This is a genomic window from Neisseria benedictiae, assembly GCF_958267435.1.
Taxonomy (GTDB): Bacteria; Pseudomonadota; Gammaproteobacteria; order Burkholderiales; family Neisseriaceae; genus Neisseria; species Neisseria bergeri.
The window spans coordinates 1-24,698 of record NZ_CATQFV010000076.1 but is presented as its reverse complement, the minus strand read 5'-3'; the positions used below and the strand labels follow the sequence as shown (position 1 = coordinate 24,698).

General features: G+C 52.4%; 25 protein-coding genes, 1 tRNA gene, 1 other RNA gene and 1 riboswitch. Of the genes, 9 read left to right on the top strand and 18 right to left on the bottom strand.

What is annotated here, in order from left to right; genetic code table 11:
• The first annotated feature begins 42 nt into the window (after window positions 1-42).
• From Q3O12_RS09720 to Q3O12_RS09710, 3 genes are all read left to right on the top strand, one after another.
• Window positions 43-321, top strand: coding sequence for a hypothetical protein (locus Q3O12_RS09720; protein WP_301670256.1), 279 nt, complete (start codon window positions 43-45; stop codon window positions 319-321).
• Between the two features lie 174 nt (window positions 322-495).
• Window positions 496-762, top strand: coding sequence for a hypothetical protein (locus Q3O12_RS09715; RefSeq protein ID WP_301670255.1), 267 nt, complete (start codon window positions 496-498; stop codon window positions 760-762).
• 284 nt (window positions 763-1,046) lie between these two features.
• Window positions 1,047-1,379 (top strand): hypothetical protein, encoded by a 333-nt coding sequence (locus Q3O12_RS09710; protein ID WP_301670254.1) that lies wholly within the window; start codon window positions 1,047-1,049, stop codon window positions 1,377-1,379.
• A 265-nt stretch (window positions 1,380-1,644) separates the two neighbouring features.
• On the opposite strand, the gene thiC is transcribed toward Q3O12_RS09710, so the two are convergent.
• Entirely contained in the window at window positions 1,645-3,546 is a 1,902-nt protein-coding gene (gene thiC, locus Q3O12_RS09705; RefSeq protein ID WP_301670253.1) for a phosphomethylpyrimidine synthase ThiC, read from the bottom strand.
• A gap of 89 nt (window positions 3,547-3,635) precedes the next feature.
• Window positions 3,636-3,735, bottom strand: a riboswitch (TPP riboswitch).
• Between the two features lie 150 nt (window positions 3,736-3,885).
• Here thiC and Q3O12_RS09700 point away from each other — a divergent pair.
• The 3 genes from Q3O12_RS09700 to Q3O12_RS09690 all read left to right on the top strand — a co-directional run bounded on the left by Q3O12_RS09700 (window position 3,886) and on the right by Q3O12_RS09690 (window position 5,966).
• Window positions 3,886-3,962: transfer RNA gene (locus Q3O12_RS09700), tRNA-Met, on the top strand.
• Between the two features lie 181 nt (window positions 3,963-4,143).
• Window positions 4,144-5,019, top strand: a complete 876-nt coding sequence (locus tag Q3O12_RS09695; protein WP_301670252.1) for an NUDIX hydrolase — start codon at window positions 4,144-4,146, stop codon at window positions 5,017-5,019.
• An 8-nt stretch (window positions 5,020-5,027) separates the two neighbouring features.
• Window positions 5,028-5,966, top strand: coding sequence for an ABC transporter ATP-binding protein (locus tag Q3O12_RS09690; RefSeq protein ID WP_301670251.1), 939 nt, complete (start codon window positions 5,028-5,030; stop codon window positions 5,964-5,966).
• A gap of 121 nt (window positions 5,967-6,087) precedes the next feature.
• Here the strand turns inward: Q3O12_RS09690 and ptsP are convergent, their stop codons facing one another.
• From ptsP to Q3O12_RS09665, 5 genes are all read right to left on the bottom strand, one after another.
• On the bottom strand, window positions 6,088-7,863 hold the full coding sequence (ptsP, locus tag Q3O12_RS09685; protein ID WP_301670249.1) for a phosphoenolpyruvate--protein phosphotransferase: 1,776 nt from the start codon (window positions 7,861-7,863) through the stop codon (window positions 6,088-6,090).
• Window positions 7,863-8,132 carry an HPr family phosphocarrier protein gene (locus tag Q3O12_RS09680; RefSeq protein ID WP_012221159.1) on the bottom strand — a complete coding sequence of 90 codons (270 nt, stop codon included), beginning with the start codon at window positions 8,130-8,132 and terminating at the stop codon, window positions 7,863-7,865. Before Q3O12_RS09680 ends, ptsP begins: the two co-directional genes overlap by 1 nt.
• Before the next feature lie 68 nt (window positions 8,133-8,200).
• Complete coding sequence (locus Q3O12_RS09675) at window positions 8,201-8,638, bottom strand: PTS sugar transporter subunit IIA (protein ID WP_301670248.1); 438 nt, start codon at window positions 8,636-8,638, stop codon at window positions 8,201-8,203.
• Window positions 8,639-8,726: 88 nt separating this feature from the next.
• Entirely contained in the window at window positions 8,727-9,290 is a 564-nt protein-coding gene (locus tag Q3O12_RS09670; protein WP_301670247.1) for a hypoxanthine-guanine phosphoribosyltransferase, read from the bottom strand.
• Window positions 9,291-9,358: 68 nt separating this feature from the next.
• Window positions 9,359-10,183: a DNA ligase gene (locus Q3O12_RS09665; protein WP_301670246.1), complete on the bottom strand. Its 825-nt coding sequence runs from the start codon at window positions 10,181-10,183 to the stop codon at window positions 9,359-9,361.
• Between the two features lie 90 nt (window positions 10,184-10,273).
• Here Q3O12_RS09665 and Q3O12_RS09660 point away from each other — a divergent pair, with 90 nt between their 5' ends.
• Window positions 10,274-10,906: an MBL fold metallo-hydrolase gene (locus tag Q3O12_RS09660; RefSeq protein ID WP_301670245.1), complete on the top strand. Its 633-nt coding sequence runs from the start codon at window positions 10,274-10,276 to the stop codon at window positions 10,904-10,906.
• Window positions 10,907-10,973: 67 nt separating this feature from the next.
• Here Q3O12_RS09660 and Q3O12_RS09655 read toward each other — a convergent pair whose 3' ends face one another.
• The 5 genes from Q3O12_RS09655 to Q3O12_RS09635 form a co-directional block, all read right to left on the bottom strand.
• Complete coding sequence (locus tag Q3O12_RS09655) at window positions 10,974-12,764, bottom strand: DNA recombination protein RmuC (RefSeq protein WP_301670244.1); 1,791 nt, start codon at window positions 12,762-12,764, stop codon at window positions 10,974-10,976.
• A 338-nt stretch (window positions 12,765-13,102) separates the two neighbouring features.
• Window positions 13,103-13,891 (bottom strand): cytochrome c1, encoded by a 789-nt coding sequence (locus Q3O12_RS09650; RefSeq protein WP_301670243.1) that lies wholly within the window; start codon window positions 13,889-13,891, stop codon window positions 13,103-13,105.
• Between the two features lie 14 nt (window positions 13,892-13,905).
• Window positions 13,906-15,255 carry a cytochrome b gene (locus Q3O12_RS09645; protein ID WP_107863866.1) on the bottom strand — a complete coding sequence of 450 codons (1,350 nt, stop codon included), beginning with the start codon at window positions 15,253-15,255 and terminating at the stop codon, window positions 13,906-13,908.
• An 18-nt stretch (window positions 15,256-15,273) separates the two neighbouring features.
• Window positions 15,274-15,855, bottom strand: coding sequence for a ubiquinol-cytochrome c reductase iron-sulfur subunit (gene petA, locus Q3O12_RS09640; RefSeq protein WP_003752780.1), 582 nt, complete (start codon window positions 15,853-15,855; stop codon window positions 15,274-15,276).
• A 122-nt stretch (window positions 15,856-15,977) separates the two neighbouring features.
• Window positions 15,978-16,727 (bottom strand): Nif3-like dinuclear metal center hexameric protein, encoded by a 750-nt coding sequence (locus Q3O12_RS09635; protein WP_301670242.1) that lies wholly within the window; start codon window positions 16,725-16,727, stop codon window positions 15,978-15,980.
• Between the two features lie 130 nt (window positions 16,728-16,857).
• Between Q3O12_RS09635 and Q3O12_RS09630 the strand changes: the two genes are divergently transcribed.
• Complete coding sequence (locus Q3O12_RS09630) at window positions 16,858-17,787, top strand: LysR family transcriptional regulator (protein ID WP_301670241.1); 930 nt, start codon at window positions 16,858-16,860, stop codon at window positions 17,785-17,787.
• A 155-nt stretch (window positions 17,788-17,942) separates the two neighbouring features.
• Here the strand turns inward: Q3O12_RS09630 and rpsI are convergent, their stop codons facing one another.
• The 7 genes from rpsI to ppc form a co-directional block, all read right to left on the bottom strand.
• Window positions 17,943-18,335: a 30S ribosomal protein S9 gene (rpsI, locus tag Q3O12_RS09625; RefSeq protein WP_002227789.1), complete on the bottom strand. Its 393-nt coding sequence runs from the start codon at window positions 18,333-18,335 to the stop codon at window positions 17,943-17,945.
• A gap of 9 nt (window positions 18,336-18,344) precedes the next feature.
• Window positions 18,345-18,776 (bottom strand): 50S ribosomal protein L13, encoded by a 432-nt coding sequence (rplM, locus tag Q3O12_RS09620; protein WP_002215010.1) that lies wholly within the window; start codon window positions 18,774-18,776, stop codon window positions 18,345-18,347.
• Window positions 18,777-18,953: 177 nt separating this feature from the next.
• Window positions 18,954-19,133: non-coding RNA, 6S RNA (gene ssrS, locus Q3O12_RS09615), on the bottom strand.
• 4 nt (window positions 19,134-19,137) lie between these two features.
• Window positions 19,138-19,440 (bottom strand): cell division protein ZapA, encoded by a 303-nt coding sequence (locus tag Q3O12_RS09610; protein WP_301670239.1) that lies wholly within the window; start codon window positions 19,438-19,440, stop codon window positions 19,138-19,140.
• A 10-nt stretch (window positions 19,441-19,450) separates the two neighbouring features.
• Window positions 19,451-19,780 (bottom strand): hypothetical protein, encoded by a 330-nt coding sequence (locus tag Q3O12_RS09605; RefSeq protein WP_301670238.1) that lies wholly within the window; start codon window positions 19,778-19,780, stop codon window positions 19,451-19,453.
• A gap of 54 nt (window positions 19,781-19,834) precedes the next feature.
• On the bottom strand, window positions 19,835-20,824 hold the full coding sequence (locus tag Q3O12_RS09600; RefSeq protein ID WP_301670237.1) for an NAD(P)H-dependent glycerol-3-phosphate dehydrogenase: 990 nt from the start codon (window positions 20,822-20,824) through the stop codon (window positions 19,835-19,837).
• A 122-nt stretch (window positions 20,825-20,946) separates the two neighbouring features.
• Window positions 20,947-23,649, bottom strand: a complete 2,703-nt coding sequence (ppc, locus tag Q3O12_RS09595) for a phosphoenolpyruvate carboxylase (protein ID WP_301670236.1) — start codon at window positions 23,647-23,649, stop codon at window positions 20,947-20,949.
• 42 nt (window positions 23,650-23,691) lie between these two features.
• On the opposite strand from ppc, the gene Q3O12_RS09590 reads away from it, so the two are divergent.
• Complete coding sequence (locus Q3O12_RS09590; protein ID WP_301670235.1) at window positions 23,692-24,585, top strand: HesA/MoeB/ThiF family protein; 894 nt, start codon at window positions 23,692-23,694, stop codon at window positions 24,583-24,585.
• Window positions 24,586-24,698: the final 113 nt, after the last annotated feature.

Below are 24,698 nucleotides of genomic sequence, written 5' to 3'. Positions count from 1 at the left end.
TCAGACGGCATTTCCGCATTCAACCTACACGGGAGATTCAATATGAAGAAACTCGCCGTCCTGACCGCGCTCGCCGGATGCAAAGAACAGGCTGCACAAAAACCACCTGTCGATCAAAGCAGGATATGTATATATTCTAATGACGAAGAAGCCCGGAAATGCGTAAACGGCGAACTGCCTTTCTTCAATCCGACCCAATGGGGAAATGAGCAACTCCCGCTCTTTGTGGTCGCCCAAAAAATATCGTTAAAAACGCACAAGAAAGAAGAATCTTGTATTTGGAACGAGAAATCAAGGCATTTCAAAAAAGAATTGATGTAATAAAAGGAAAATAAATGGACATAGTCTATCATTCTTTAAGTTCTATTAGTGAACTAGAATCAGTCAATATTAGCACAAACGCAAGTATATTAATTAGCTGTTACAAACTAAGAGAAAATATTGAATATTTAATAAAATATATCAAAAAGACGCCTATAGATTGGGTTATTATCATTGGAAAAAAATCTTCTAAGTATAGAAAATATTTTAGATTTATATTTGGAATCGGAGTCATATCATAATGATAAACTTCTAGATGTAATTACAACCTCTCTCCCATATCACCCTATTGATGATGTTTTATTTGAGTTCTTTACAATTTCGACGATGGGAAATGATAACCATACTTTAATTGCTATCCTAGATGAAAAAATACCAGAAGAGGTAGCATTAAAAGAAAATATTGATAAATTTACTTCTAATTTGATATATAAAAAATAATGCAGTAGCCCATATGAAACCTAAACTCAACTACTGCGACACCAACTACATAATACTTATGGACGCAATCTCTTGACCGAACACTTTTCAAATGTTACACAAAATAACAATAACATCGTCAGAACTTTTTCTACACAATACGGTAATTTTGAAGTTCGAGAATCGTTGTTTGCAAGTCCAAGTGGAAATTTTGTAAAATTTGAAACCACATATCAAGTATTACCAAACGGAACAAGGGTATTTAATACAGTAATTCCCAAAGTGGGACAATAATGTATGAAAATATGTTACTTAACGCAGATGAGTTAATGTGGTTTTTTGAAAAAGAACCAGTAATTAGCGAAGATGAAAGTTGTGTTATTTTTAAATTAAATGACGGTATCAATAATTTTGAAATTGCCTTTGGATATGCTTTGCCGTATGTATCCATAAAAGTTTTTTCATCTATTGGAATGATTTTATCATATTATTTAGAGCAAATTATTGAAATGAAAATAAAAAATGATGAGATAAGTGAATATCTTTATGTTGAATTAAAACAAAATAACGATGTTAGTAGTTTTAGCATAAGAATAAAACCACATATCCAAATAAACTTGCAATCGCTTTGTAGCTAATAAGCAGTAGTGTGAGCAACTTTTTTGGCATTTACTGCAATAACATTCAGAAACATTACCTACAACAATGCCGACGTCGTTTGCGTATTTACCGACAAAAGAGTGCAAAAGCCTGCCTCCGGCAGCGAATCGTCCGTAAGCGGATCGGTTTCTGCAAAATAGGCTTCCGTCCGCACACCGGCTCAGAACCGTACCCCGTTTGAAAACAAAAATGCCGTCTGAAACCCGACATCCGGGTTTCAGACGGCATTTTTTGCTTGACGTTTTAGCTGTAAAGCTTCGCTCCTTTTTTGACGAACTCAATCGCTTTTTCCTCCATGCCCTGCCGTTGGGCTTTTTGCTTGTCGGCGTAGTCGCGCACTTCCTGCGTGATTTTCATCGAGCAGAATTTGGGGCCGCACATCGAGCAGAAGTGGGCGATTTTCGCGCCTTCGGCGGGCAGGGTTTCATCGTGGAAGCTCTCGGCGCGTTCGGGGTCGAGGCTTAAGCGGAATTGGTCGCGCCAGCGGAATTCGAAACGCGCCTTGCTCAGGGCGTTGTCGCGCAACTGTGCACCCGGCCAGCCTTTGGCGAGGTCGGCGGCGTGGGCGGCGAGTTTGTAGGTGATGATGCCGGTACGCACGTCTTCTTTGTCTGGCAGCCCCAAATGTTCTTTGGGGGTAACGTAACAAAGCATGGCCGTACCGTACCAGCCGATATTGGCCGCGCCTATGCCCGAGGTGATGTGGTCGTAGCCGGGGGCGATGTCGGTAACGAGCGGGCCGAGCGTGTAGAAAGGTGCTTCAAAGCAGTGTTGCAGCTCTTCAGCCATGTTTTCTTTGACGCGTTGCAGCGGCACATGACCGGGGCCTTCGATCATGACTTGTACGTCGTGTTCCCACGCTTTGGCGGTCAATTCGCCCAAGGTGTGCAATTCGGCGAATTGGGATTCGTCGTTGGCATCGGCAATGCAGCCGGGACGCAGGCCGTCACCGAGGCTGAACGATACGTCGTAGGCTTTCATGATTTCGCAGATTTCGTCGAAATGCGTGTAGAGGAAGTTTTCCTGATGATGTGCCAAACACCATTTCGCCATAATCGAACCGCCGCGCGAGACGATGCCGGTGAGGCGGTTGGCGGTCATCGGCACATAACGCAGCAACACGCCCGCGTGTATGGTGAAATAGTCCACGCCTTGTTCCGCCTGCTCGATTAAGGTGTCGCGGAACAAATCCCAAGTCAAATCTTCGGCAATACCGCCGGTTTTTTCCAAAGCCTGATAAATAGGCACGGTGCCGATGGGGACGGGCGCGTTGCGAATAATCCATTCGCGCGTTTCGTGGATGTGCGCGCCGGTGGATAAGTCCATAATCGTGTCCGCGCCCCAACGCAGCGACCACACCATTTTTTCGACTTCTTCGGTCAGGCTGGAGGTTACGGCGGAATTGCCCAAGTTGCCGTTGATTTTGACGCGGAAGTTGCGGCCGATAATCATCGGTTCGAGTTCGGGGTGGTTGATATTGGCAGGGATAATCGCGCGTCCGGCGGCGATTTCTTGGCGTACAAATTCGGGCGTGATTTGGTCGGAACGGGTCGGGATATTCGCGCCGAAACTTTGCCCTGCGTGTTGTTTCAAGAGCTTGGCGTATTCCGGTTTTTGGGACAATTCGTCTAATTTTAAACGTTCGCGTATGGCGACAAACTCCATTTCGGGCGTGATAATGCCTTGGCGCGCGTAATGGAGCTGGGTAACGTTGCCGCCGGCTTTGGCGCGGCGCGGGCGGGTGATTTGGTTGAAACGCAGATGGGCGGTTTGCGGATCGTGTGCGCGTTCGATGCCGTATTCGCTGGAAAGCCTGGGCAGGATTTCGGTATCGCCGCGTTCGTCCAGCCACGCCGTGCGGATGTGCGGCAGACCTTGTTTCAGGTCGATGTGCGCCGCCGGATCGCCGTACACGCCGCTGGTGTCATAGACGGGAATCGGCGGGTTGGCTTCCGTGCCTTGCGCCGTGTAGGTGTCGTCCTGACGGATTTCGCGCAAAGGCACGAGTATGTCGTCGCGGCTGCCTTGCAGATACACGCGTTCCGAGTTCGGATATTTGAAGCGGATGCCGATGTCTTCGCTCAAGTCGGCAAGTTCGCGCGCTTCGTTGCCGGAAATTTTGGCGGTTTTTTTTGGCGTAGTCATAAAAAATGCTCCTGTTTTCTCGTTTAGGATAAGAAACAGGAGCGTTTTGCGTCTTCAGACGGCATTTGAAAACCAATGCCGTCTGAAAGGCAGAATCCGTGAAAACTCCCCACGCAGGTATTATCCCGATCGGGTGTAAAGGGTATTTCTCAGCCGCCTGAACATCAGGCAGCACCCCTGTTTCAATGTTGGGCAAAATTAAACCACGGGCTTAGATTTTTGTAAAGAAAATAATATTTCAAATCAGGCATAAACCGCCGGACGGCAAAATTTTATGGTTCTTTCGCGGAAGTAATGTTTGACAACATAAAAAATCTGCCGTATAGTTTTACTTTCTGACGCGGGATGGAGCAGCATGGTAGCTCGTCGGGCTCATAACCCGAAGGTCGTAGGTTCGAATCCTGCTCCCGCAACCAAATATTAAACCCCTTGGTTCAATGCCGAGGGGTTTTGTTTTGCCTGTTTCCTGCCGCCTCCGTTTTTTGCCGGATCTTCCTTCCTGCCGCAATATCGGAACAGCAGCCCGCCGTCTGTTTGCGGTTGCAAATTCAGGCAGTTTGGCTACAATCTTCCGCAATGTCTTCAAGAAAGCCAACCATGCCGACCGTCCGTTTTACCGAATCCGTCAGCAAACACGACCTTGATGCCCTGTTCGAGTGGGCAAAAGCAAGTTACGGTGCAGAAAGTTGCTGGAAAACGCTGTATCTGAACGGCCTGCCTTTGGGCAACCTGTCGCCGGAATGGGCGGAGCGCGTCAAAAAAGACTGGGAGGCAGGCTGCTCGGAGTCTTCAGACGGCATTTTTCTGAATGCGGACGGCTGGTCAGATATGGGCGGCCGCTTGCAGCACCTCGCCCGCACATGGAACAAGGCGGGGCTGCTTCACGGATGGCGCAACGAGTGTTTCGACCTGACCGACGGCGGCGGCAATATCTTGTTCTCACTCGAACGCGCCGCTTTCCGTCCGTTCGGACTGCTCAGCCGCGCCGTCCATCTCAACGGTCTGACTGAATCGGACGGCCGATGGCATTTCTGGATAGGCAGGCGCAGTCCGCACAAAGCAGTCGATCCCGACAAACTCGACAATACTGCCGCCGGCGGTGTTTCCAGCGGTGAATTGCCGTCTGAAACCGTGTGTCGCGAAAGCAGCGAAGAAGCCGGTTTGGATAAAACGCTGTTTCCGCTCATCCGCCCGGTATCCCGGCTGCACAGCCTGCGCCCCGTCAGCCGGGGTGTGCACAATGAAATCCTGTATGTATTCGATGCCATCCTGCCCGAAACCTTCCTGCCTGAAAATCAGGATGGCGAGGTGGCGGGTTTTGAGAAAATGGACATCGGCAGCCTGGTTGCCGCCATGTTGTCGGAAAACATGATGCACGACGCGCAACTGGTTACGCTGGACGCGTTTTGCCGTTACGGTCTGATTGATGCCGCCCATCCGCTGTCCGAGTGGCTGGACGGCATACGTTTATAGGATGCGCCATGCTTGAACTGAACGGACTCTGCAAACGCTTCGGCGGCAAAACGGTTGCCGACAATATCTGCCTGACTGTCGGGCGCGGCAAAATACTCGCCGTTTTGGGGCGGTCGGGCTGCGGCAAATCCACCCTGCTGAATATGATTGCGGGGATTGTCCGGCCGGACGGCGGGGAAATATGGCTGAACGGGGAAAACATTACCCGTATGCCGCCCGAAAAACGCCGTATTTCGCTGATGTTTCAAGATTACGCGCTGTTTCCCCATATGAGTGCGCTGGAAAATGCAGCATTCGGTTTGAAAATGCAAAAAATGCCGAAAGCCGAAGCCGAACGCCTTGCCATGGCGGCTCTTGCCGAAGTCGGACTGGAAAACGAGGCGCACCGCAAGCCTGAAAAACTTTCCGGAGGCGAGAAGCAACGGTTGGCACTGGCGCGCGCTTTGGTTGTCCGCCCTTCCCTGCTGTTGCTGGACGAATCGTTTTCCAGTTTGGACACGCATTTGCGCGACCGGCTGCGCCGCATGACTGCCGAACGTATCCGAAACGGCGGCATCCCTGCCGTTTTGGTAACGCATTCGCCCGAAGAAGCCTGTACGACGGCGGACGAAATCGCCGTGATGCATGAAGGGAGAATTCTACAATACGGCACACCCGAAACATTGGTCAAAACACCGTCCTGCGTGCAGGTCGCCCGACTGATGGGGCTGCCCAATACCGACGATGACCGCCATATTCCGCAACATGCGGTGCGTTTCGACCAAAACGGCATGGAGTGCCGCGTATTATCCCGTACCTGTTTGCCCGAATCGTTCAGCCTGTCCGTCCTCCATCCGGAACACGGCATCCTGTGGCTGAACCTCGATATGCTGCACGCCGGTGAAATATCGGGAAACGATACGGTACGCATCCATATCGAAGACAAGGAAATCGTCCGTTTCCGTTGATGCTTCCTTAAAAACAAAATGCCGTCTGAAAAACCTTTCAGACGGCATTTTTTTACCAAAGCAGCTATATTTTTTCTAAGGGCGTTATTTGACTGCAATCTTTTTCCATTATCAACAATATTTATTTCCGCACTTTGGCTTCGGCTTCCTCCCCTGCCGGCGCGCTGTTCATCTGTTTGATCAGCTTTTCCGCCTTTTCCTCGTCCTCGCAGCGGACGATTTTGGCAATATCGTTTTCGAGCTGTGCGATATTGCTGTTCAGGATGATGTTTTTGACGGGCAGGATGTTGTTGGGATTCATCGAAAAACGGCGCAGCCCCATACCCAATAAAACGCGGGTAAACGCCGTGTCGCCCGCCATTTCGCCGCACACAGATACGTCTTTTTCCATACGGTTGGCGGTACGGATGACGTGTTGCAGCATTTTCAACACGGAAGGATGTCCGGGCTGGTAGAGGTGGCTGACGCTGTCGTCGCTGCGGTCAACGGACAAGATATATTGAATCAGGTCGTTGGTACCGATGGAAATAAAATCGACCAGTTTTAAAATGCTGCCGACGGTCAACGCGGCCGAGGGGATTTCAATCATACAGCCAACACCGACATCGCCGAAGGCTTCACCGCGCTCGGTAAGCTGCCGCTGGGCGGTATCCAAATGAATCAGGCATTGGCGCACTTCGGACAAGGAGGTAATCATCGGCCACATCATGCGGACGGGACCATGTACCGCCGCACGGAGGATGGCGCGCATCTGGGTGCGGAACATGACCGGTTCGGCAAGGCACAGGCGGATGCCGGTCATGCCCAGCGCGGGATTGAGGCTGCCGTTGGGCGTGCTGTTTTTCCCGAACCAGCGCGGATTTTTATCCACTCCCAAATCGACTGTCCGTATCGTTACGCTTTTGCCCTTCATTTTTTTGACAATCGCGCTGTAAACTTCATACTGTTCGTCTTCAGACGGCATCGTATCACGGTTCAGGTAAAGAAACTCGCTCCTGAACAACCCGATGCCGTCTGCGCCGAGATTGTGCAGTAATTTGACATCTTCGGCTGATTCTATATTGCCCAAAAGCTCGATACAGACCCCGTCGGCGGTAGCAGCGGCGGTCTTTTTGAGCTTGTTCAACTCGCGTTTGTGGCTGCGGTATTCGCGGGCACGGCGGCGGTATTCGTTCAACACCGACTCATCCGGCGAAATAATCAATACGCCGTTGATACCGTCCACGATGACTGTTTCGCCTTCGGTAATCAGTTTGCGCGCGTTGTGCAGCCCGACGACGGACGGGATGTCCAAGCTCCTGCCCAAAATCGCCGTATGCCCGGTGGGGCCGCCTGCATCGGTAACGAAGGCGGCAATGCGCTGCTCTTTAAACAAAACCGTGTCGGCGGGTGAAAGGTCGTTTGCAATCAGCACGGTTTCGTCAAACAGGTTGTCGGCAACTTCCAACTCGTTGCCCTGCCCGATCAGGTTGTTGTGGATGCGGCGGACGACTTGCAGCATATCCTGCTTGCGTTCGCGCAAATAGGCATCGTCCATATTGTCAAATTGGGCGGCGAGTTTGTCGCTCTGCTGCTTCAATGCCCACTCGGCGTTGATTTTTTGTTCCCTTAAAATATCAACGGGCTCGCGCGACAAGGTTACATCGGTCAACAGCATCAGGTGCAGCGAAATAAACGCGCCCAACTCGGTCGGGGCGTTTTCGGGAATCGCGCTGCGGAGCTGTTCCAACTCTTTGCGCGTGGCTTTGACGGCGGCATCGAAACGTTCGGCTTCGGCATCGGTGTCCGCCTCCGCAACATCATACTGCGGCACTTCCTCCGTACCACGCGCAATCAGGTGGGCGCAACCGACGGCAATGCCTTTGCCCGCCGCCACGCCGTGCAGCACGATACTCATTATTCGCCCTCGCCGAAGTAGTCGTTGATTAAGTCGGTCAGGGCGCGCATCGCTTCCGCCTCGTCCGCGCCGTCCGTCTCCAGTTCGATGACCGTACCCTTGGCGGCGGCGAGCATCATTAAGCCCATAATGCTTTTGCCGTTGACGCGGCTGCCGTTTTTCGTTACCCAGACTTCGCTTTGAAACTGAGACGCGGTTTGGGTGAATTTGCTGGAGGCACGGGCGTGAAGTCCGAGTTTGTTGATGATTTCGATGGATTGTTTGAGCATTTCGATTCCCGTTTTATGTATATCGGCAGCAGACACCGTTTAAAATGTTTTCTTGTCCTACCGCTCCTTCAGGCGGCATCATGGTTTTTCCGGCACACCAAATCGTCCGGTGCGGACATGATGGCGAAAATGCCCTTTACCGCCGCCTCTCTGACACTCTCGGTGAAGGCGGCAAGGTCTTCCGCCGTCGGCGAATATTGGACGGCCTTAATCATCATCGGCGCATTCAGGCCGGTCAGAATCGCCGATTTGTTTTCGCGCACGAGGCGGCGGGCGGCATTGCAGGGGGTTGCGCCGAAGATGTCGGTCATAATCAATACGCCGTGGTTTTCAGGAAATTCTTGCAGCGCGGCAATGGCGTTATTGATGATGTCGTCTTGGTCTTCCGTCGGCTGCACGCCGAGTATGCGGACGTTTTCAGGCAGCCCGCCCGGAAAAAAATGATGTGCCAACTTGCGGTAGGCTTCGCCTATGGTTTCGTGTGTAACGATTAAAAGCCCTATCATGGTATATATGCGTCCTGTTTATAATTCTTCTGCCAACCTGCCGTATAAACGTTATGCCGTCTGAAGAACATTCAGACGGCATGCCTGCCTATTTGCCGTCCAATGCGTAAATCTCACCCAAATTGCGCCAGCAGCCCGCCGCATCCATGCCGTAACCGAAAACATAACGGTTCGGCACATCCAGTCCGACATAATCGGCTTTGACGGGTTTTTCTTTGTCGATTAATTTATTGGCGAACACCGCCGCACGGCAGCTTGCCGCACCCATTTCCAAAAGTTTGGCTTGAATGGCAGACATCGTATGCCCTTCGTCTAGAATATCGTCCAACACAACCACATGCCTGCCTCGGATTTGTTCCGCATCGGGCATACGTTTCCAGTTGAACGCGCCGCCCTCCAGCTTGTCGCCGTAACGGGAAACATGAACATAATCAAAATCTAAGGGAAAGCGCAACAGCGGCAACAACTGGCCCGTAAACACCACCGCCCCGCCCATCACGGGCAGGAGCAACGGATATCTGCCGCCCAAATCGCGCGTAATCTCATCCGCTACTTTTTGCAGTGCGGCGCGGCATTGCCCTTGGTCGAACAAAAGTTCGGCGTTTTCAAGCATCGCCTGTGTTTCAAGGCGTTTGGTTTCTAAATCGGTCATATGTCGGAATCGGTCGGTAAAAGGAAAATTATAAACCAAAGTATCGGCTGCCGTCCGAACCGTCCTGCTCAGCGGTCGGTACGCACGCGCACAAATGTGGCGAATTTCGGCGTGCCTTTCCGCGTAAAACCACGGTAGCGGTAGGTAATCAGCGTGCCGATTTTGGGCGGGTTGTCGCGGTCTTTGTCTTTGAAACCGCTGCCGATGCGGAATTCGCCGTGCCGGTTTTTGCAGCCGACCGCGCCCAACCGTCCGGCATTGCGCCCTTTGCCTTCATAGTGCCGCGTTACCGTGCATTCGTCGTCGTATTGGCTTTTCAGCTTCAATAATTGGCTGCTCCTGCCACCGCTATAACGGGATTCAGGCTGGCGCAGCATCACGCCTTCGCCGCCCTGCGCTTCGATTTGTTTTAAAAAGTCCATCGCGTGCTGCCGGTCGCGCACTTTGATTTGCGGGATGATGGTAATCGGCGCGTTCGGATGCGTTTTCAGCCATTGCGTTGCGACTGCCAAACGTTGGTAGAGGTTGCCCTGCGCCTTGGGTACGTCGAAAACGTGCAGGCGGATGCCGCGCCAGTCTGAAGAAGCAGAACGCACGGCGGCGGAAATCTGCTCGAACTGACCGCGTCCGCTGTACAATTCGCCGTCCAAAGGATAAGGCGGAAACTGCGCGGTAAAGCCTTTAGGGGGCGTAAACGCATAACCCTGACGGCTTATCAGGTGCTTTCCGTCCCAATAGGCGCGCACGCCGTCGAGTTTCTCGCTCATCGCCCAGCCCGCAATCTCTTGGTCTTTGTATTCCTGCGCCAGCATCAAATCCGCCGCGCCTGCCGATGCAGGGATGAAAACCGCCGTAAAAATCGGTATGATGCCGCCGATTATCTTCTTAATCACCTGATTCCCCCAATATCCAAACAGGCGGCAAACCGCCATAAAACAAACGGCAAACCCGATGCCGTCTGAAAACCGTTTAGGAACACGCCGATGACCCTACGTTACGAAATCCTCTCCGTTACCCCCTTCCGCCAAAACTGCACCCTGATTTGGGACGACGAAAGCGGCGAAGCCGTCCTGACCGATGTCGGCGGCGACGTGCCGTTCCTGCTGCAAGCGTTGGCAAACCGCAAACTTACGCTCACGGCAATCTGGCTGACGCACGGCCATCTCGATCATGCAGGCGGCGTGGTCGAAATGTTGAAAACGCATAAAGTCCCCGTCCTCGGCCCGCACCGCGAAGATAAATTCCTGCTCCAATCGCTGCCGCAAACCACCGCGCAATACGGATTCCCCGTCTCGCCCGCCTTTGCGCCGACCCGTTGGCTCGAAGAAGGCGAAACGCTCACGGTCGGACGCTATGCCTTTCAAGTGCTGCATATTCCGGGGCACACGCCGGGACATGTGGTCTTTTATTGTGCCGAGGCGGATCTGCTGATTGCGGGCGACGTGCTGTTTTACGAAACCATAGGCAGAACCGATTTTCCGCGCGGCAACCACGCCGACTTAATCAACAATATCCGCAACAAATTATTCGCCCTCCCCGAAACCGTGCAAGTTGTCGCCGGACACGGGCGTATGACTTCCATCGGACATGAAAAGCGGCACAATCCGTTTTTCTAACCGACTTTCCTACGGCCTTCAGACGGCATCATCTGCACTGATGCCGTCTGAAACACATCCGCCCTTCCTATTCGGCTTCGTCAGCCGCCTTCTGTTCCGAAGGTTTGCCCAAAGCAAATGCCGTCTGTTCGTTGGCACGCTCGACCAAATCCCGTTGAAGCTGTTTGCCTGCCTTCACACCCAACAGACGCAGTTTCTCGGCGCGTCCGACCAGATTCCCGCGCCCCTCGGCAAGTTGCTTGAATGCCGTCTGAAAGCTGTTTTGCGCCTGATCGATGCTTTTGCCGACGCTTTCGAGCGTCTGTACGAAGCCGACAAACTTGTCGTACAGCTTGCCGCCTTCGTCCGCAATCGCCAGCGCGTTTTGGTTTTGCTGCTCGTTGCGCCAAATATTCGCCACCGTCCGCAAAGTCGCCAGCAGCGTACTGGGGCCGACCAGCATAATCCGTTTGTCGAAACACTCTTGGAACAATCCCGCGTCATGCTGCAACGCCAGCAGGTAGGCCGGCTCGACAGGTATAAACATAAAGACGAAATCCAATGTGCTCACACCTTCCAAATCGGTGTAATCCTTCAGCGACAAGCCTTTCATATGCGCGCGTATGCTGGCGATATGCGCCGCCAGTTCGCGTGCCGCCGCATCCGCATCCACCGCCTGCGTATAGCGCACATAAGCCGTCAGCGAAACCTTGGAATCAATCACAATCTGCTTGTTGTCGGGCAGGTCGACCAAAACGTCGGGCTGCAGGCGGCGCGTGCCGCCGTCTTCCTCTTTTCGGACGGATGCCGCCTGAACCACATATTCGCGCCCTTTCTGAAGGCCGGAATTTTCCAAAACCGTTTCCAGAATCATCTCGCCCCAATTGCCCTGAACCTTATTCTGCGTACCGGTCAGCGCGTTGGTCAGGGCCTTTGCCTCGCTGTGCAGCTGCGCATTCAATCCTTGAAGCCGTTTCAATTCGTTTTCCAACGTCAGCCGCTCGCGCGATTCTTTATCATAGGTTTGCCTGACCAACTCGCCGAAACCGTGGATGCGTTCGTTTAGCGGGTTCAAAACCTGATGGAGTTGCTCCCGGTTCTGCTCGGTAAAACGGCGGCTTTTTTCTTCCAAAATCGTGTTGGCAAGATTTTGAAACTGATCGCTCAAGCTTTTGCGCGCCTCGCCCAGCAAGGACAGTTTCTCTTCAGAAGCAAGGCGTTCCTGTTCGATTTGCGTTGTCAAACGTTCGTTTTCAACCGCCAAACCCTGTGCCTTTTCCTGCAAATCGATATGCGACTGCCTCAAACGCTCCGCTTCTGCCTCTTTTTCCTGCAAATGGGCAATCTGTTTTTCGGCTGCGGCAAAACGGTTGCCCACATCGGAAAGGTCGTTTTGCACGTCGCGGACAGTTTGGCGGCTTTCTTCCAAATCGGTTTCGACTCTTTGGCGGATTTGGCGTTCCAGCGCATATTGGTCGGCAAACGCCTTCCGTTCCTGTCCGAGCTGGGTTGCCAAACGTTCGTTTTCAACCGCCAAACCCTGCGCCTTTTCCTGCAACTCGATATACGACTGCTTCAGACGCGCCGACTCCGCCTCTTTTTCCTGCAAATGGGCAATCTGCTTTTCGGCTGCGGAAAAACGGTTGCCCAAAGCATAATTTTCGTCTTGCAAATGCTCGTATTTCCCATCCAAAACGGCTAATTCCGATGCAATTTCTGCGTGTGCCTGTTCAACAAAATCACATCTTGCCGCCTTTTCCGCCAATTGCGCGTTCAATACGGCTAATACACCTTGAAACCGACTCTTCATCAGCAACCATGTAAACAACACGCCTGACAGCAAAGCCGCCAGCAATAGCAACACAGTCATCAGCTCCATAAATCATCCTAATATTCAAACATTTTCACACCGGACAAAACTGCCGCTTATTCCGATTCTACCTGTTTGTTCGACATAGCTCCAAAAAATATAGCGGATTAGCTTTAAACCTGTTCGACATCGCCTTACCATGCTGCTTACGGTTTCAGACCTTTTCCTAATTCAATATCCATCCGCCGCAAACCCTGATTAAGTTCCCGATGTCTGACATTTTTAGAATGATGCCGTCTGAAATGTTGCAGCTATGTTCAGACGGCATACGGATTCAGGCTTTTCAAACGGCAAGCAAAATGAAAAAAGGGCAAACCCTAAAGGATTTGCCCTTTTGTTCCAACCGCTTAATGTACGTCTTTCCAATATTCTTTTTTCAGGAAGTATGCCAAAGGCAGCATAACCGCCAACAAGAAAATCATCACGATATAACCTGTACGTTTGCGTTGCAGTTGTGCAGGCTCGCCCATGTACACAAGATAGTTCACCAAATCGCGTACATATGCGTCGTACTCTTTTTGGATCACTTTGCCGTTCGGCAGGCGGCGGCTGTGCAGACCGGTAGATTCCCAATACAGCTTAGGAGTCAGGTTGCCATGCTCGTCTTTAATCATAACGGGTTGACCTTTAGCATCCAACTCAACGGCTTGAACACCTTGTTGCTCCCACAGCGGGTGAGGCATACCGACTTTATCAAATACGGTATTGTTCCAGCCGCTCGGACGCGTAGGATCCTTATAGAATCCGCGCATATAGGCGTAAAGGTAATCTGCACCTTTGGAACGCGCAATCAACGTCAAATCGGGCGGAGCAGCACCAAACCATTTTGCCGCATCTTTAGGATCCATTGCAGCATGCATCACATCGCCGACATTATCGGTGGTAAACATCAGGTTTTTCTTGATTTCTTCATCAGTCAGACCGATGTCTTTCAAACGGTTGAAACGCATACCGCTTGCCGAGTGACATGACAGACAGTAGTTGGTAAAGATTTGTGCGCCGCGTTGCAAGCTTACTTGGTCGCGCAAATCGATATCGACTTTCTCATAGTGTGCATGACCGCCCGAAGCAAATGCCGCACTCATGGGTACTGCCAACAGTAAGGCAGCAAACCAGTTTTTCATAACTTGTTTCATTTTGACTGCCCTCATCAGATGTTGGTTGCAAACAGATATGCACAAACCGCCGTAATGCCTACATAAACAAAAAACATGATTTTCTGTTTGGCGGTACTCATGGTTACACGTTCAGGAACCGGTTTGTTAGTATCCAGTTTGGTATAGAACGGCATACCCAAGAAGAATGCAAAATAAACGAAGGACAGGATGCGCGCAACCAAAGTACGCGTATCAGTTGCCACCATCGCACCCAAAATACCCAAACCGATAAAAGCAATGATGAACAGAACCAATGCGGTTTTAAAGATCGGGCCACGATAGCGGACGGATTTCACCTCGCCCCTATCCAGCCAAGGCAACAGGGCAATCAGTACAACTGCCGCACCCATACCGATTACACCCCATACCTGTGTTCCCAAGAACGAGGGAATCGCACGCAAAATGGCGTAGAACGGAGTGAAGTACCATACTGGTGCAATGTGCGGAGGTGTTTTCAGCGCATTCGCAGCATCGAAGTTCGGCGCTTCCAAGAAGTAGCCGCCGCCTTCAGGTGCAAAGAACAACACGGAACAGAAGACAATCAGGAATACAACAACACCCAAGATGTCCTTAACGGTGTAGTAAGGATGGAATGGGATACCATCGCGTGGAATACCGTTTTCGTCTTTGTTTTTCTTGATTTCAACGCCGTCAGGGTTGTTAGAACCCACTTCGTGCAGGGCGATGATGTGCGCCACAACCAAGCCGAGCAATACCAGAGGTACTGCGATAACGTGCAGGGCAAAGAAGCGGTTCAGGGTAACGTCGGAAACGTTGAAGTCGCCGCGGATCCAAGTGGACAAATCAGGACCGATAACAGGGATGGCGGAGAACAGGTTAATAATCACCTGTGCACCCCAGAAGGACATTTGACCCCAAGGCAACAGGTAGCCCATAAAGGCTTCCGCCATCAATGCCAAGAAAATCAGGGAGCCGAAAATCCACACCAACTCACGGGGTTTTTTGTACGAACCGTAAATCAAACCACGGAACATGTGCAGATAAACAACAATGAAAAAGAAAGATGCGCCGGTGGAATGCATGTAGCGGATAATCCAACCGCCGGACACGTCGCGCATGATGTACTCTACTGCGGTAAAGGCAGCAGGCAGATGGTAGGCGTTAAGATTGCCGTCCGGTTTGTAGTTCATAGTCAGAAAAATACCGCTGACGATTTGAATCACGAGGACAAGCAAGGCTAAAGAGCCGAAGTAATACCAAAAGTTGAAGTTCTTTGGTGCGTAGTATTGAGCCAAATGCTCATTCCACATCTTAGACAGGGGGAAACGAGCGTCCATCCAGCCTAACAATGCTTTTGCTTTGCTATTGGTTTGGTTTGCCATAATTATCGTTCCTTATTCTCAGTCTTCACCCACCAAGATGGTAGTATCGCTCAGATATTTGTAAGGCGGTACGACCAAGTTGGTCGGCGCAGGAACACCTTTATACACCCTGCCTGCAATATCGAATTTCGAACCGTGGCAGGGGCAGAAAAAGCCGCCCTTCCAGCCCGCACCCAAATCGGCAGGTGCAATGTCGGGACGGTAGGTTGGCGAACAGCCCAAATGGGTACAGATACCGATGGCGACAAGGATGTTCGGCTTGATCGAACGTGTCTCGTTTTTCGCGTATTCCGGCTGTTGTTCCACATCGGAATTGGGATCAGTAAGTTCGCCGTTCAGGCTTTTCAGGTCTTTAAGCTGTTGATCCGTACGGTTGACCACCCAAATCGGTTTGCCTTGCCACTCAGCAGTCAACATCTGACCCGCTTCGATTTTGCTGACATCCACTTCGACGGCAGCACCGGCAGCCTTAGCTTTTTCCGAAGGGAAAAAACTGGCCACAAACGGCGTTGCCACACCCAATGCTGCCACTCCGCCTGCGCCGCAGGTCGCAAGTGTCAGGAAACGGCGGCGGCCGTTATTGATTTCTTGATTATCCATTATTCAGTCGTCCTAATATTTTGGGAATACCGAGCCATTAAACATTGCAATTTTACCCAGTTTGCAGTGATACTCAAAGCATTATTTAAAATAAGGTAAAGTTTTATGATATTTCTCAATAATCAAGCCGGATTGCCTTCATCAAAATGACACACTTCCAATCCAAACACTCCTGCCGCCGCCTCCGCCAATGCCTGTACGCCGTAACGTTCCGTCGCATGATGCCCTGCAGAAACAAAAGCCGTACCCGTTTCATTGGCAAGGTGGTATTGGGCTTCAGAGATTTCCCCCGTCAAATACAAATCAACACCTTCGTCTATTGCCGTCTGAAAAAACCCCTGCGCGCCCCCGCTGCACCATGCAACCTTTCTGATTTCACGGTTCAAGTCGCCGATAACAACCGGCTTCCTCTGTAAAACCGCTTCAATATGGACAGCCAATGCACCAAGTGTCTTGACTTGTTTCAGGCTTCCTGAGTTAAGCAGGTTTTGTTCGCCAAAACGCCTTTCAACTGTAAAACCGAGTTTTTCAGCGAGTTGGGCGTTATTTCCTAATTCAGGATGCGCATCCAGCGGTAAATGGTAAGCCGCCATATTGATATCATTGTCCAATAACGCGGCAATCCGTTCTTTTTTCCAACCGGTAATGGTCGGCAACTCGTTTTTCCAAAACATGCCGTGATGAACCAGAAGCAAATCTGCCTTCTGTTCCGCGGCAAAATCAATTGCCGCTTTGCTTGCAGTTACCGATGTGGCAATCTTACCGATATACTCTTTCCCTTCAATCTGCAAACCGTTGGGGGCATAATCTTTAAACAATGCTGTCTGCAATGTTTCATTACACCAAGTCAGAAAATCCCTGCGCAATACCATCTTTTTTCCTAATCGCTTTAAACAAGCGGGCATTCTAATCGCAAAATGTCCGGAGTTCACATTTTTCCGATTTGCGCCCGCATATGAATTATTTTAATATGCGCCGGTTCAATATGCCGTCTGAAGCCTTATGGATTCCATCATCGAATTGCGCCACCTCAAAACCCTGCTGGCACTTGAAGAAACCGGCAGCGTCTCCCTTGCCGCCAAACGGGTTTTCCTTACCCAATCCGCCCTTTCCCACCAGATCCGTATGCTCGAAAACCACTACGGCACGCCGCTGTTCGAACGCAAATCCACGCCCTTGCGCTTTACCCCGGTGGGCGAAAGGCTGCTGCGCCTCGCCCACGAACTGATACCTCAAGTTGCTGTTGCAGAACGAGATTTGGCGCGGATCACGGAAGGGGAGGCGGGAGAGCTGCGGATTGCTGTCGAATGCCATACCTGTTTCGACTGGCTGATGCCCGCCATGGGCGAATTCCGCCCGATGTGGCCCCAAGTCGAACTGGACATCGTATCGGGATTCCAAGCGGATCCCGTCGGGCTGCTGCTGCAACACCGCGCCGACCTTGCCATTGTTTCCGAAGCGGAAAAACAAAACGGTATTTCTTTCCAACCGCTGTTTGCCTACGAAATGGTCGGCATTTGCGCCAAAGATCACCCGCTTGCCGCCAAAACTGTCTGGGAAGCCGAAGACTTTATCGGGGAAACTCTGATTACTTATCCCGTTCCCGACGAGATGCTGGATTTGCCCAAGAAAATCCTGATTCCGAAAAACATCAACCCGCCGCGCCGACACAGCGAACTGACCATCGCCATCATCCAACTGGTTGCCAGCCGAAGGGGAATCGCCGCCCTTCCCTACTGGACCGTTATGCCCTACCTTGAAAAAGGCTATGTCGTTCACCGGCAGATTACCGACAACGGACTGCAAAGCAAACTGTATGCCGCTATCCGCACTGAAGACACAGATAAAAGTTATCTGAACAACTTTTGCCAAATCATACGTGAACGCGGCTTCGCGGACTTGCCCGGATTAAGTGAGTTGGAACCGGTCTGATTTCCCTTGTTCAAACCATACCCGGGCGGTTTTTCTATTTTTTCATGTACTGTTTCTGATTTTTACCCAATCCGTAATCTTTAGATTACCAATGGAAAACCGTCTGTTACAAATAAAAAACCCTGCGATAAGCAGGGTTTTTTGAATTTCCAACATTAACGTTTGGAGAATTGTTTTGCACGGCGTGCTTTGCGCAGACCCGGTTTTTTACGTTCAACTTCGCGTGCATCGCGGGTAACGAAACCGGCTTGAGACAAGGCGGGTTTCAACGCAGCATCAAAATCGATCAGGGCACGGGTAATGCCGTGGCGGATTGCGCCGGACTGGCCGGTTTCGCCGCCGCCGACAACATTGACTTTGATGTCGAAAGATTCGGCGTTTTCAGTCAGAACCAAGGGTTGGCGAACAACCATTCGGCTGGTTTCGCGTGCGAAGAATTCGTCAACGGGGCGGCCGTTTACGATGATTTGACCTGTACCTTTAGTCAGGAATACACGAGCCACTGAACTTTTGCGGCGGCCTGTGCCGTAGTAGTATTTACCGTTCATGTCGCGTCCTTATTTCAATTCCAAAACTTTGGGTTGTTGTGCGGCATGGGCATGTTCTGCACCAGCGTACACTTTCAGTTTTTTAATCATGGCGTAACCCAGGGGACCTTTAGGCAACATGCCTTTTACGGCTTGTTCCAAAGCGCGGCCCGGGAATTGCTCCTGCATTTCGCGGAAGGTGCGTTCGTAGATACCGCCCGGGAAACCGGAGTGGCGGAAGTATTTTTTATCTTCGAATTTGGCACCGGTTACACGCAGTTTGTCCGCATTGATAACAATGATGTAATCGCCGGTATCGACGTGGGGGGTGTATTCAGGTTTGTGTTTGCCACGCAGACGGCTGGCGACTTCGGCTGCAACGCGACCCAAGACTTTGTCTTGGGCATCGATGACGAACCATTCGCGCTTCACCTCGTGGGGTTTCGCTGAAAAGGTTTTCATAGTGGAAATCCAGATAGATATAGAAAGTTATGGATTTTAAAGACAGGATTTGATTTTGTCAATCGCATTACTGCGTTACGGAAGGATTTTCCGGATTTCAGCAAACTGCATACTGCTTTTTCGGGCGGGGCGGCGGCCAATGTGAAAAACCGCATCGTTGCGATGCGGTTTTGAATGGGAATCCCCGCGAGAGCCGTTTCGGCCGAATCCGCTTGAACCTTGCTGACAAGGCGGCTGCCTCGGGTAGTTTCGGGTGCGTCCGCAAAAGGACGCTCGCGCCCACTACTGCTCCCGACAACCTTAAGCGAACTTATTGGTTCAAAGGAATATATGCCTTCGCGGACACCGCAGGGAAAAACTGTTATTCCTGCCCCAAGCGGGATAGTGCTTTTTGGCAGGCGTTGTCCATGTCGGTTATTTTACGCGCAAAATCGCCGATTGCCAAATCGCCGTTAAGGGAAATTTTCAACAGGTCATGGACGACATTGAGTGCGGCCATGATGACGATTTTCTCGCTGTCGGCAACTCGTCCGCCTTCTCGGATTGCCTCGGCTTTTCTGTTGAGCATTCCGACTGCCTGCAAAAGTGTGTCTTTTTCTTCTGCCGGCGTGTTGACGGTCAATTGGGCGTGCATGACTTCGATGTGGACTTGTTCGGTGTTCATCCTTTAATCCTTATTGCTGCGTTTCCTGCCGTTGGGGGAGGCGCGCCGCCAGTGCGCTGATTTTTTCCCTGCTCTGTTCGAGCAGGCTGCGGTATCGTGTATTTTCTTCCGTCAGACTGTCGATTTTGTTTTGCAGGTCTTCCTTGAGTTTGCCGACTTGGACGAGCAGGGCTTCGCTGAGTTCGTCGACGGCGGTTTCGTGTTCGAGTTTTTGCCGCTCGTGCGCCCGTTTGAGTTCGGCGACGGTTTCTTTGAGGCGGTGGTTTTCGCTGACGAGGGTTTCGAATTTTTGTACCAGCGTATAAACGCTGCTTTCGAGTTTTTCGATATTTTGTTTCATAACCTTACCTGTCCGTATGCCGCCTGAAGGCTTCAGACGGCATCTGTCTGTTGTTTATTCGAAACGCGCGCTGCGTTCCATCAGCCTTTCGACGACCTGCTGCGGGGTCATTTCTTTGCGGATGAGTTGCAGCAGGGTTTGGGTAATCGGCATATCGATTTGGTATTTGCAGGCGGTATTGAAGACTTCTTCTATGGTGCTGACCCCTTCGGAAACGTGTCCGATTTCGACCAGCACCTGATGCAGTTCTTTGCCTTCCGCCAAGCCCAAGCCGACGCGGCGGTTGCGTGAGAGTGCGCCGGTGCAGGTCAGGATGAGGTCGCCGATGCCTGCCAGCCCCATCATGGTTTTGGGCTGTGCGCCCATTGCGGAGGCAAGGCGGGTGATTTCGGCGAGTCCGCGCGTAACCAGTGCGGCGCGGGCGTTAAGCCCATACTCTAGACCGTCGGACAATCCGGTGGCAATCGCCATAACATTTTTTACCGCGCCGCCAACCGCCACGCCGATGACATCGGTACTGCCGTAAAGCCGCATGACGGTCGTGTTGAGCTGCGGTACGAGTTCTTCAATCCACTCTTGGTTTTCGGAGGCGAGAACGACGGCGCAGGGCAGTTGTTTGGCGAGTTCCTGTGCAAAACTCGGGCCGGAAAGTACGCCGATTTTTTTGTTGTCGGGCAATACTTCTTTCAAAACTTGAAAGGTCAGCAACCCGGTATCCTGCTCGAAGCCTTTGCAGGCGGCTAGAATCGGAAGATGTCCTGCATTGTATTGCTTCAACAGTTCCGCACTGCTTCTCAAACCTGCGACAGAAGTAACAATCAACACCAGCCCGCTGTCTTTGAGCGCATCTGCCAAATCCGCACACACTTCCAAGGTTTCGGGAAAGGAAAAGCCCGGCAGTCCGCGTTTGTTTTCACGCGCTTCCTGCATTTGGCGGACTTGGTCTGCGTTGCGCGTCCATAGGGATACGCGGTTGCCGTGTTGGGAAAAATGCAGGGCGAGCGCCGTACCCCACGAACCTGCGCCGATAACGGTAATTTTCATTGGTCGTCTTTCAACATATCACTGCCGTTCACTTTAAAACAATCGGTGTTTCTCTGCAAGTGCGGTCAGGGAAATGCCGTCTGAAAGGCGTTCAGACGGCATTTTGCCCCGATGCGGCACAATCAGCCGGTATTGCGCAAACCTTGCGCCACGCCGTTGATGGTCAGGTGAACCATCAGCAGGGCGTGCGGATTGTCGGGCTCTTTGCGCAGGCGTTTGAGCATGGCGACTTGCAGGCCGTTGAGGGCGTTCAGGTATGGAATCCTCAAAGCGAGCGAACGGGCGAGGCTGCGGTTGTCGCGCAAAAGCTCTTCGGTTTGCAGCAGGTCGAGCAGGGCTTTGCGGCTGCGTCGGTATTCTTCCTTGATCATACCGAAGATGACTTTTGCCTTATCGGGCGATTCGCTCAAGCCGGCATAGTTTTCCGCCAAGGTGATGTCGGTTTTCGCCATCACTTGTTCCATATTGGAGAGCATCGCTTGGAAGAAGGGGTTGTTTTGGGCGTGTCCGCGCAGGGCGGCGAGGGTTTCGGGGCTGCCTTCGCACAAGGTTTCCACCGCGCTGCCGAAACCGTACCAAGCCGGCAGCATGAGGCGGTTTTGCATCCAGGAAAATACCCACGGAATCGCGCGCAAGTCCTGAATCCGCGCCAAGGTTTTGCGGCTGGCGGGACGGCTGCCGAGGTTGAGGGTGGCGATTTCCTGAATCGGGCTGGTTTGCAGGAAGTAGTCGATAAAGTCGGGGTGGGTAATCAGTTCGCGGTAGTATTTGAACGATACGTCCGACAAATCCTGCATCAGTTTGGCATCGGGGTCTTTTTTGTCTGTCGGGATGCCGGCCTCTAAAGTAGCAGCAACCAAGGTTTCCAAGTTGCGTTGGGCATTGCCCGGGTCGGCGTATTTGGCGGTAATGACTTCGCCTTGTTCGGTAATACGGATTTGCCCCGCCACGCTGCCGGCCGGTTGCGCCAAGATGGCTTGGTAAGACGGGCCGCCGCCGCGTCCGACGCTGCCGCCGCGTCCGTGGAACAGGCGCATGCGGACATCGTATTTTTTGAAGAGTTCGACCAGTCCCAATTCCGCCTGATACAGGCACCAGGAGCTGGTAACGTAGCCGCCGTCTTTGTTGGAGTCGGAGTAGCCGAGCATAATTTCTTGGATGTTGCCCCGGCTTTCGAGCAGGGCGTCGTACCAGTCGAGGCGGAACATGGTTTCCATGACCGGACAGGCGTTTTCGAGTGCTTCGATGGTTTCAAACAGCGGCACGATATTGATGCGGCTGTGCGGTTTGCCGTTTTCCACCGCCAACAGGCCGCTTTCCTTCAGCAGCAACGCCAAGGCGAGCAGGTCGCTGGGTTGTTCGCAGTTGGAAATAATGCTTTGGGTTACGGCATCTTCGCCGAATTCGTCTTTGATTTTTCGCGCTTCGTTGAAAATCGCCAGTTCGTGGCGGGTGTGGTCGCTGTATGTGATGAACGGGCTGTACAGCGGACGTTGATGACTCAACTCGCGCAACAGGGCGGCTTGTTTTTGCCCTTCGTCCAGACTGTTGTAGTCTTCCAAGCCTGCGTGTTGGAAAAGCTCGGCAACCACATCGGCGTGTTTGCCCGCGTGTTGGCGCAGGTCGAGCGGCATCATATGGAAGCCGAACACGGACACGGAACGGATGAGGTCTGCCAAACGGCCTTCGGCAAGCAGGCGGCTGCCGTTGTCGATAAGGGAACGTTGCAATTTTTTCAAATCATCGAGAAATTCTTGTGCCGAAGCATAAGGCTCGAGGAAGCCGAATTTGCAACCCATACCCAAACCGAGCGCGCGCGCTTTGCCCATAGCGCGCGCCATAATGTAGGCGATGGCGCGGCGGTAGGGTTCTTCCGTGCGGGCGATTTCTTCGTCGGGCGATTTGTCGGACAACGCCATCACATCGCCGTTGACTTTGACGCGGCGGATGGAGAGCGGCAATTCGCGGTAGAGTTTGTCGAGTTCGCCGCGATAGAAACGGAACACGGCATCGGCGTGGCGGCGGAAGGCAAAACGCAAGGTTTCGGCAGAAACGAACGGATTACCGTCGCGGTCGCCGCCGATCCAGCCGCCGATTTTGAGAATGTTCGGAACGCGGACATCGGGATAGGCCGTCTGAAAGTCGTGTTCCATCTTGCGGTAGAGTTTGGGCAGGGCTTCAAAAAAGCTCATCGGGAAGATGGACACGCCGTTGTTGATTTCGTCGTTGACGCTGAGTTTGTGGCGGCGCGTTTCGCTGGTCTGCCACAATCCCAAAAGCACGGTGTCGATTTCGCGGCGCAGCCGTGCCAGCGCGTCGGCATTGGTGCAGCGTTCGCGTTGCGGCAGCAGCGCGCGGATGCGGCGGTTGAAATTCAAAACGGTTTGGCGTTGCACTTCGGTCGGGTGCGCGGTCAAAACGGCGGTAACGGACGTATTGTCCAACTGCCGCTGCACCGATTTGCCGTCGGCTTTCCCCGCCTTGAGCCTGCGGACGGTTTCCGTCAGGCTGCCTTCCGCGCCGCCGTGTCCGGCTTCTTCGTGGATTTGGCGGCGGCGTTCGTGGTGCACGTCTTCGGCGATGTTCAAAATTTGTGCGAACAGCCCACAGGCAAGCGTCAGGTCGTAGGTTTGCTGTTCGTCCAACTGCGGCAAAACTCTCTCAATCAGTGCCGCGCTGTCGTCGGAAGTGGACAAGAGTTTGACCGTGTCGACAACCAACGGCGAGGCTTCTTCGTGCAGGAGGTTGAACAGGGATTGTTTCAGAAATTCCGCGTCCGCCGCCAAAGCCGCGTCCTTCGGATTGTTCAGAATATGCAGTTGCATGATTTTTCTCTCATTGCCGTAAATACTGTAAATGTACCTCAAATGCCGCATCCGTGCCAAACCGTTCACACTTTAACCGCCCGTGTCCCGAAATGCCGTCTGAAGTTGAACGCCGCCCGACGGCAGCGTTACAATCGCCCGCAACTGTTTTTTCCGAACATCATCATGACCACGACCGAACACGACAACGACGACGAACTCCTGCTGCGGTACAGCCGCCACATCCTCTTGGACGAAATCGGCATCGAAGGGCAGCAGAAACTTTCCGGCGCACATATTTTGGTTGTCGGCTGCGGCGGTTTGGGTACCGCCGCCCTGCCCTACCTTGCCGCTTCTGGCATCGGCACGCTGACCATAGCCGATTCCGACACGGTCGAGCTGCACAACCTGCAACGCCAAGTCGCATTTGACGAGGGCGACGTCGGCAAGCCCAAAGCCGAAGCCTTGGCAGACCGCCTGCGCCGCATCAACCATACCGTCGATGTCCGCGCCGTCAACGAAAAACTCGACGGCGGTGTTCTAACCGGTTTGGTTCAAGCCGCCGACATCGTTTTAGACTGCTGCGACAACTACGCCACGCGGCAAGCCGTCAACCGTGCCTGCGTGCAGGCGAAAACACCGCTGGTTTCAGGGGCGGCGGTACGCTTTGAAGGACAGCTTGCCGTGTACCGTCCCGACTTGCCCGACTCGCCGTGTTACGCCTGCCTGTTTGACGGCGGATCGGCTTCAGACGGCATCTGTTCTCTCTTCGGCGTGTTCTCGCCGCTGGTCGGCATCATCGGCAGTACCCAAGCGGCGGAGGCTCTGAAAATCCTGCTGGATGCGGGCGAACCGTCGCACGGCAGGCTGGCGGTTTACCGTGCCTTGGAAGGGGGCTGGCAATATTTCGACCTGCCGCGCAACCCCGAATGCCCGATTTGCGGCGCGGAACGGTAAAACCCTGCCGCCGTTTCAGACGGTATCCAAACGGATGCGGAGGAACGGTTTTAAAAATTTAAAAATTTACATTTCTTTGCAAAAAAAAAAAAAAAAAAAAAAAATTTACCTTA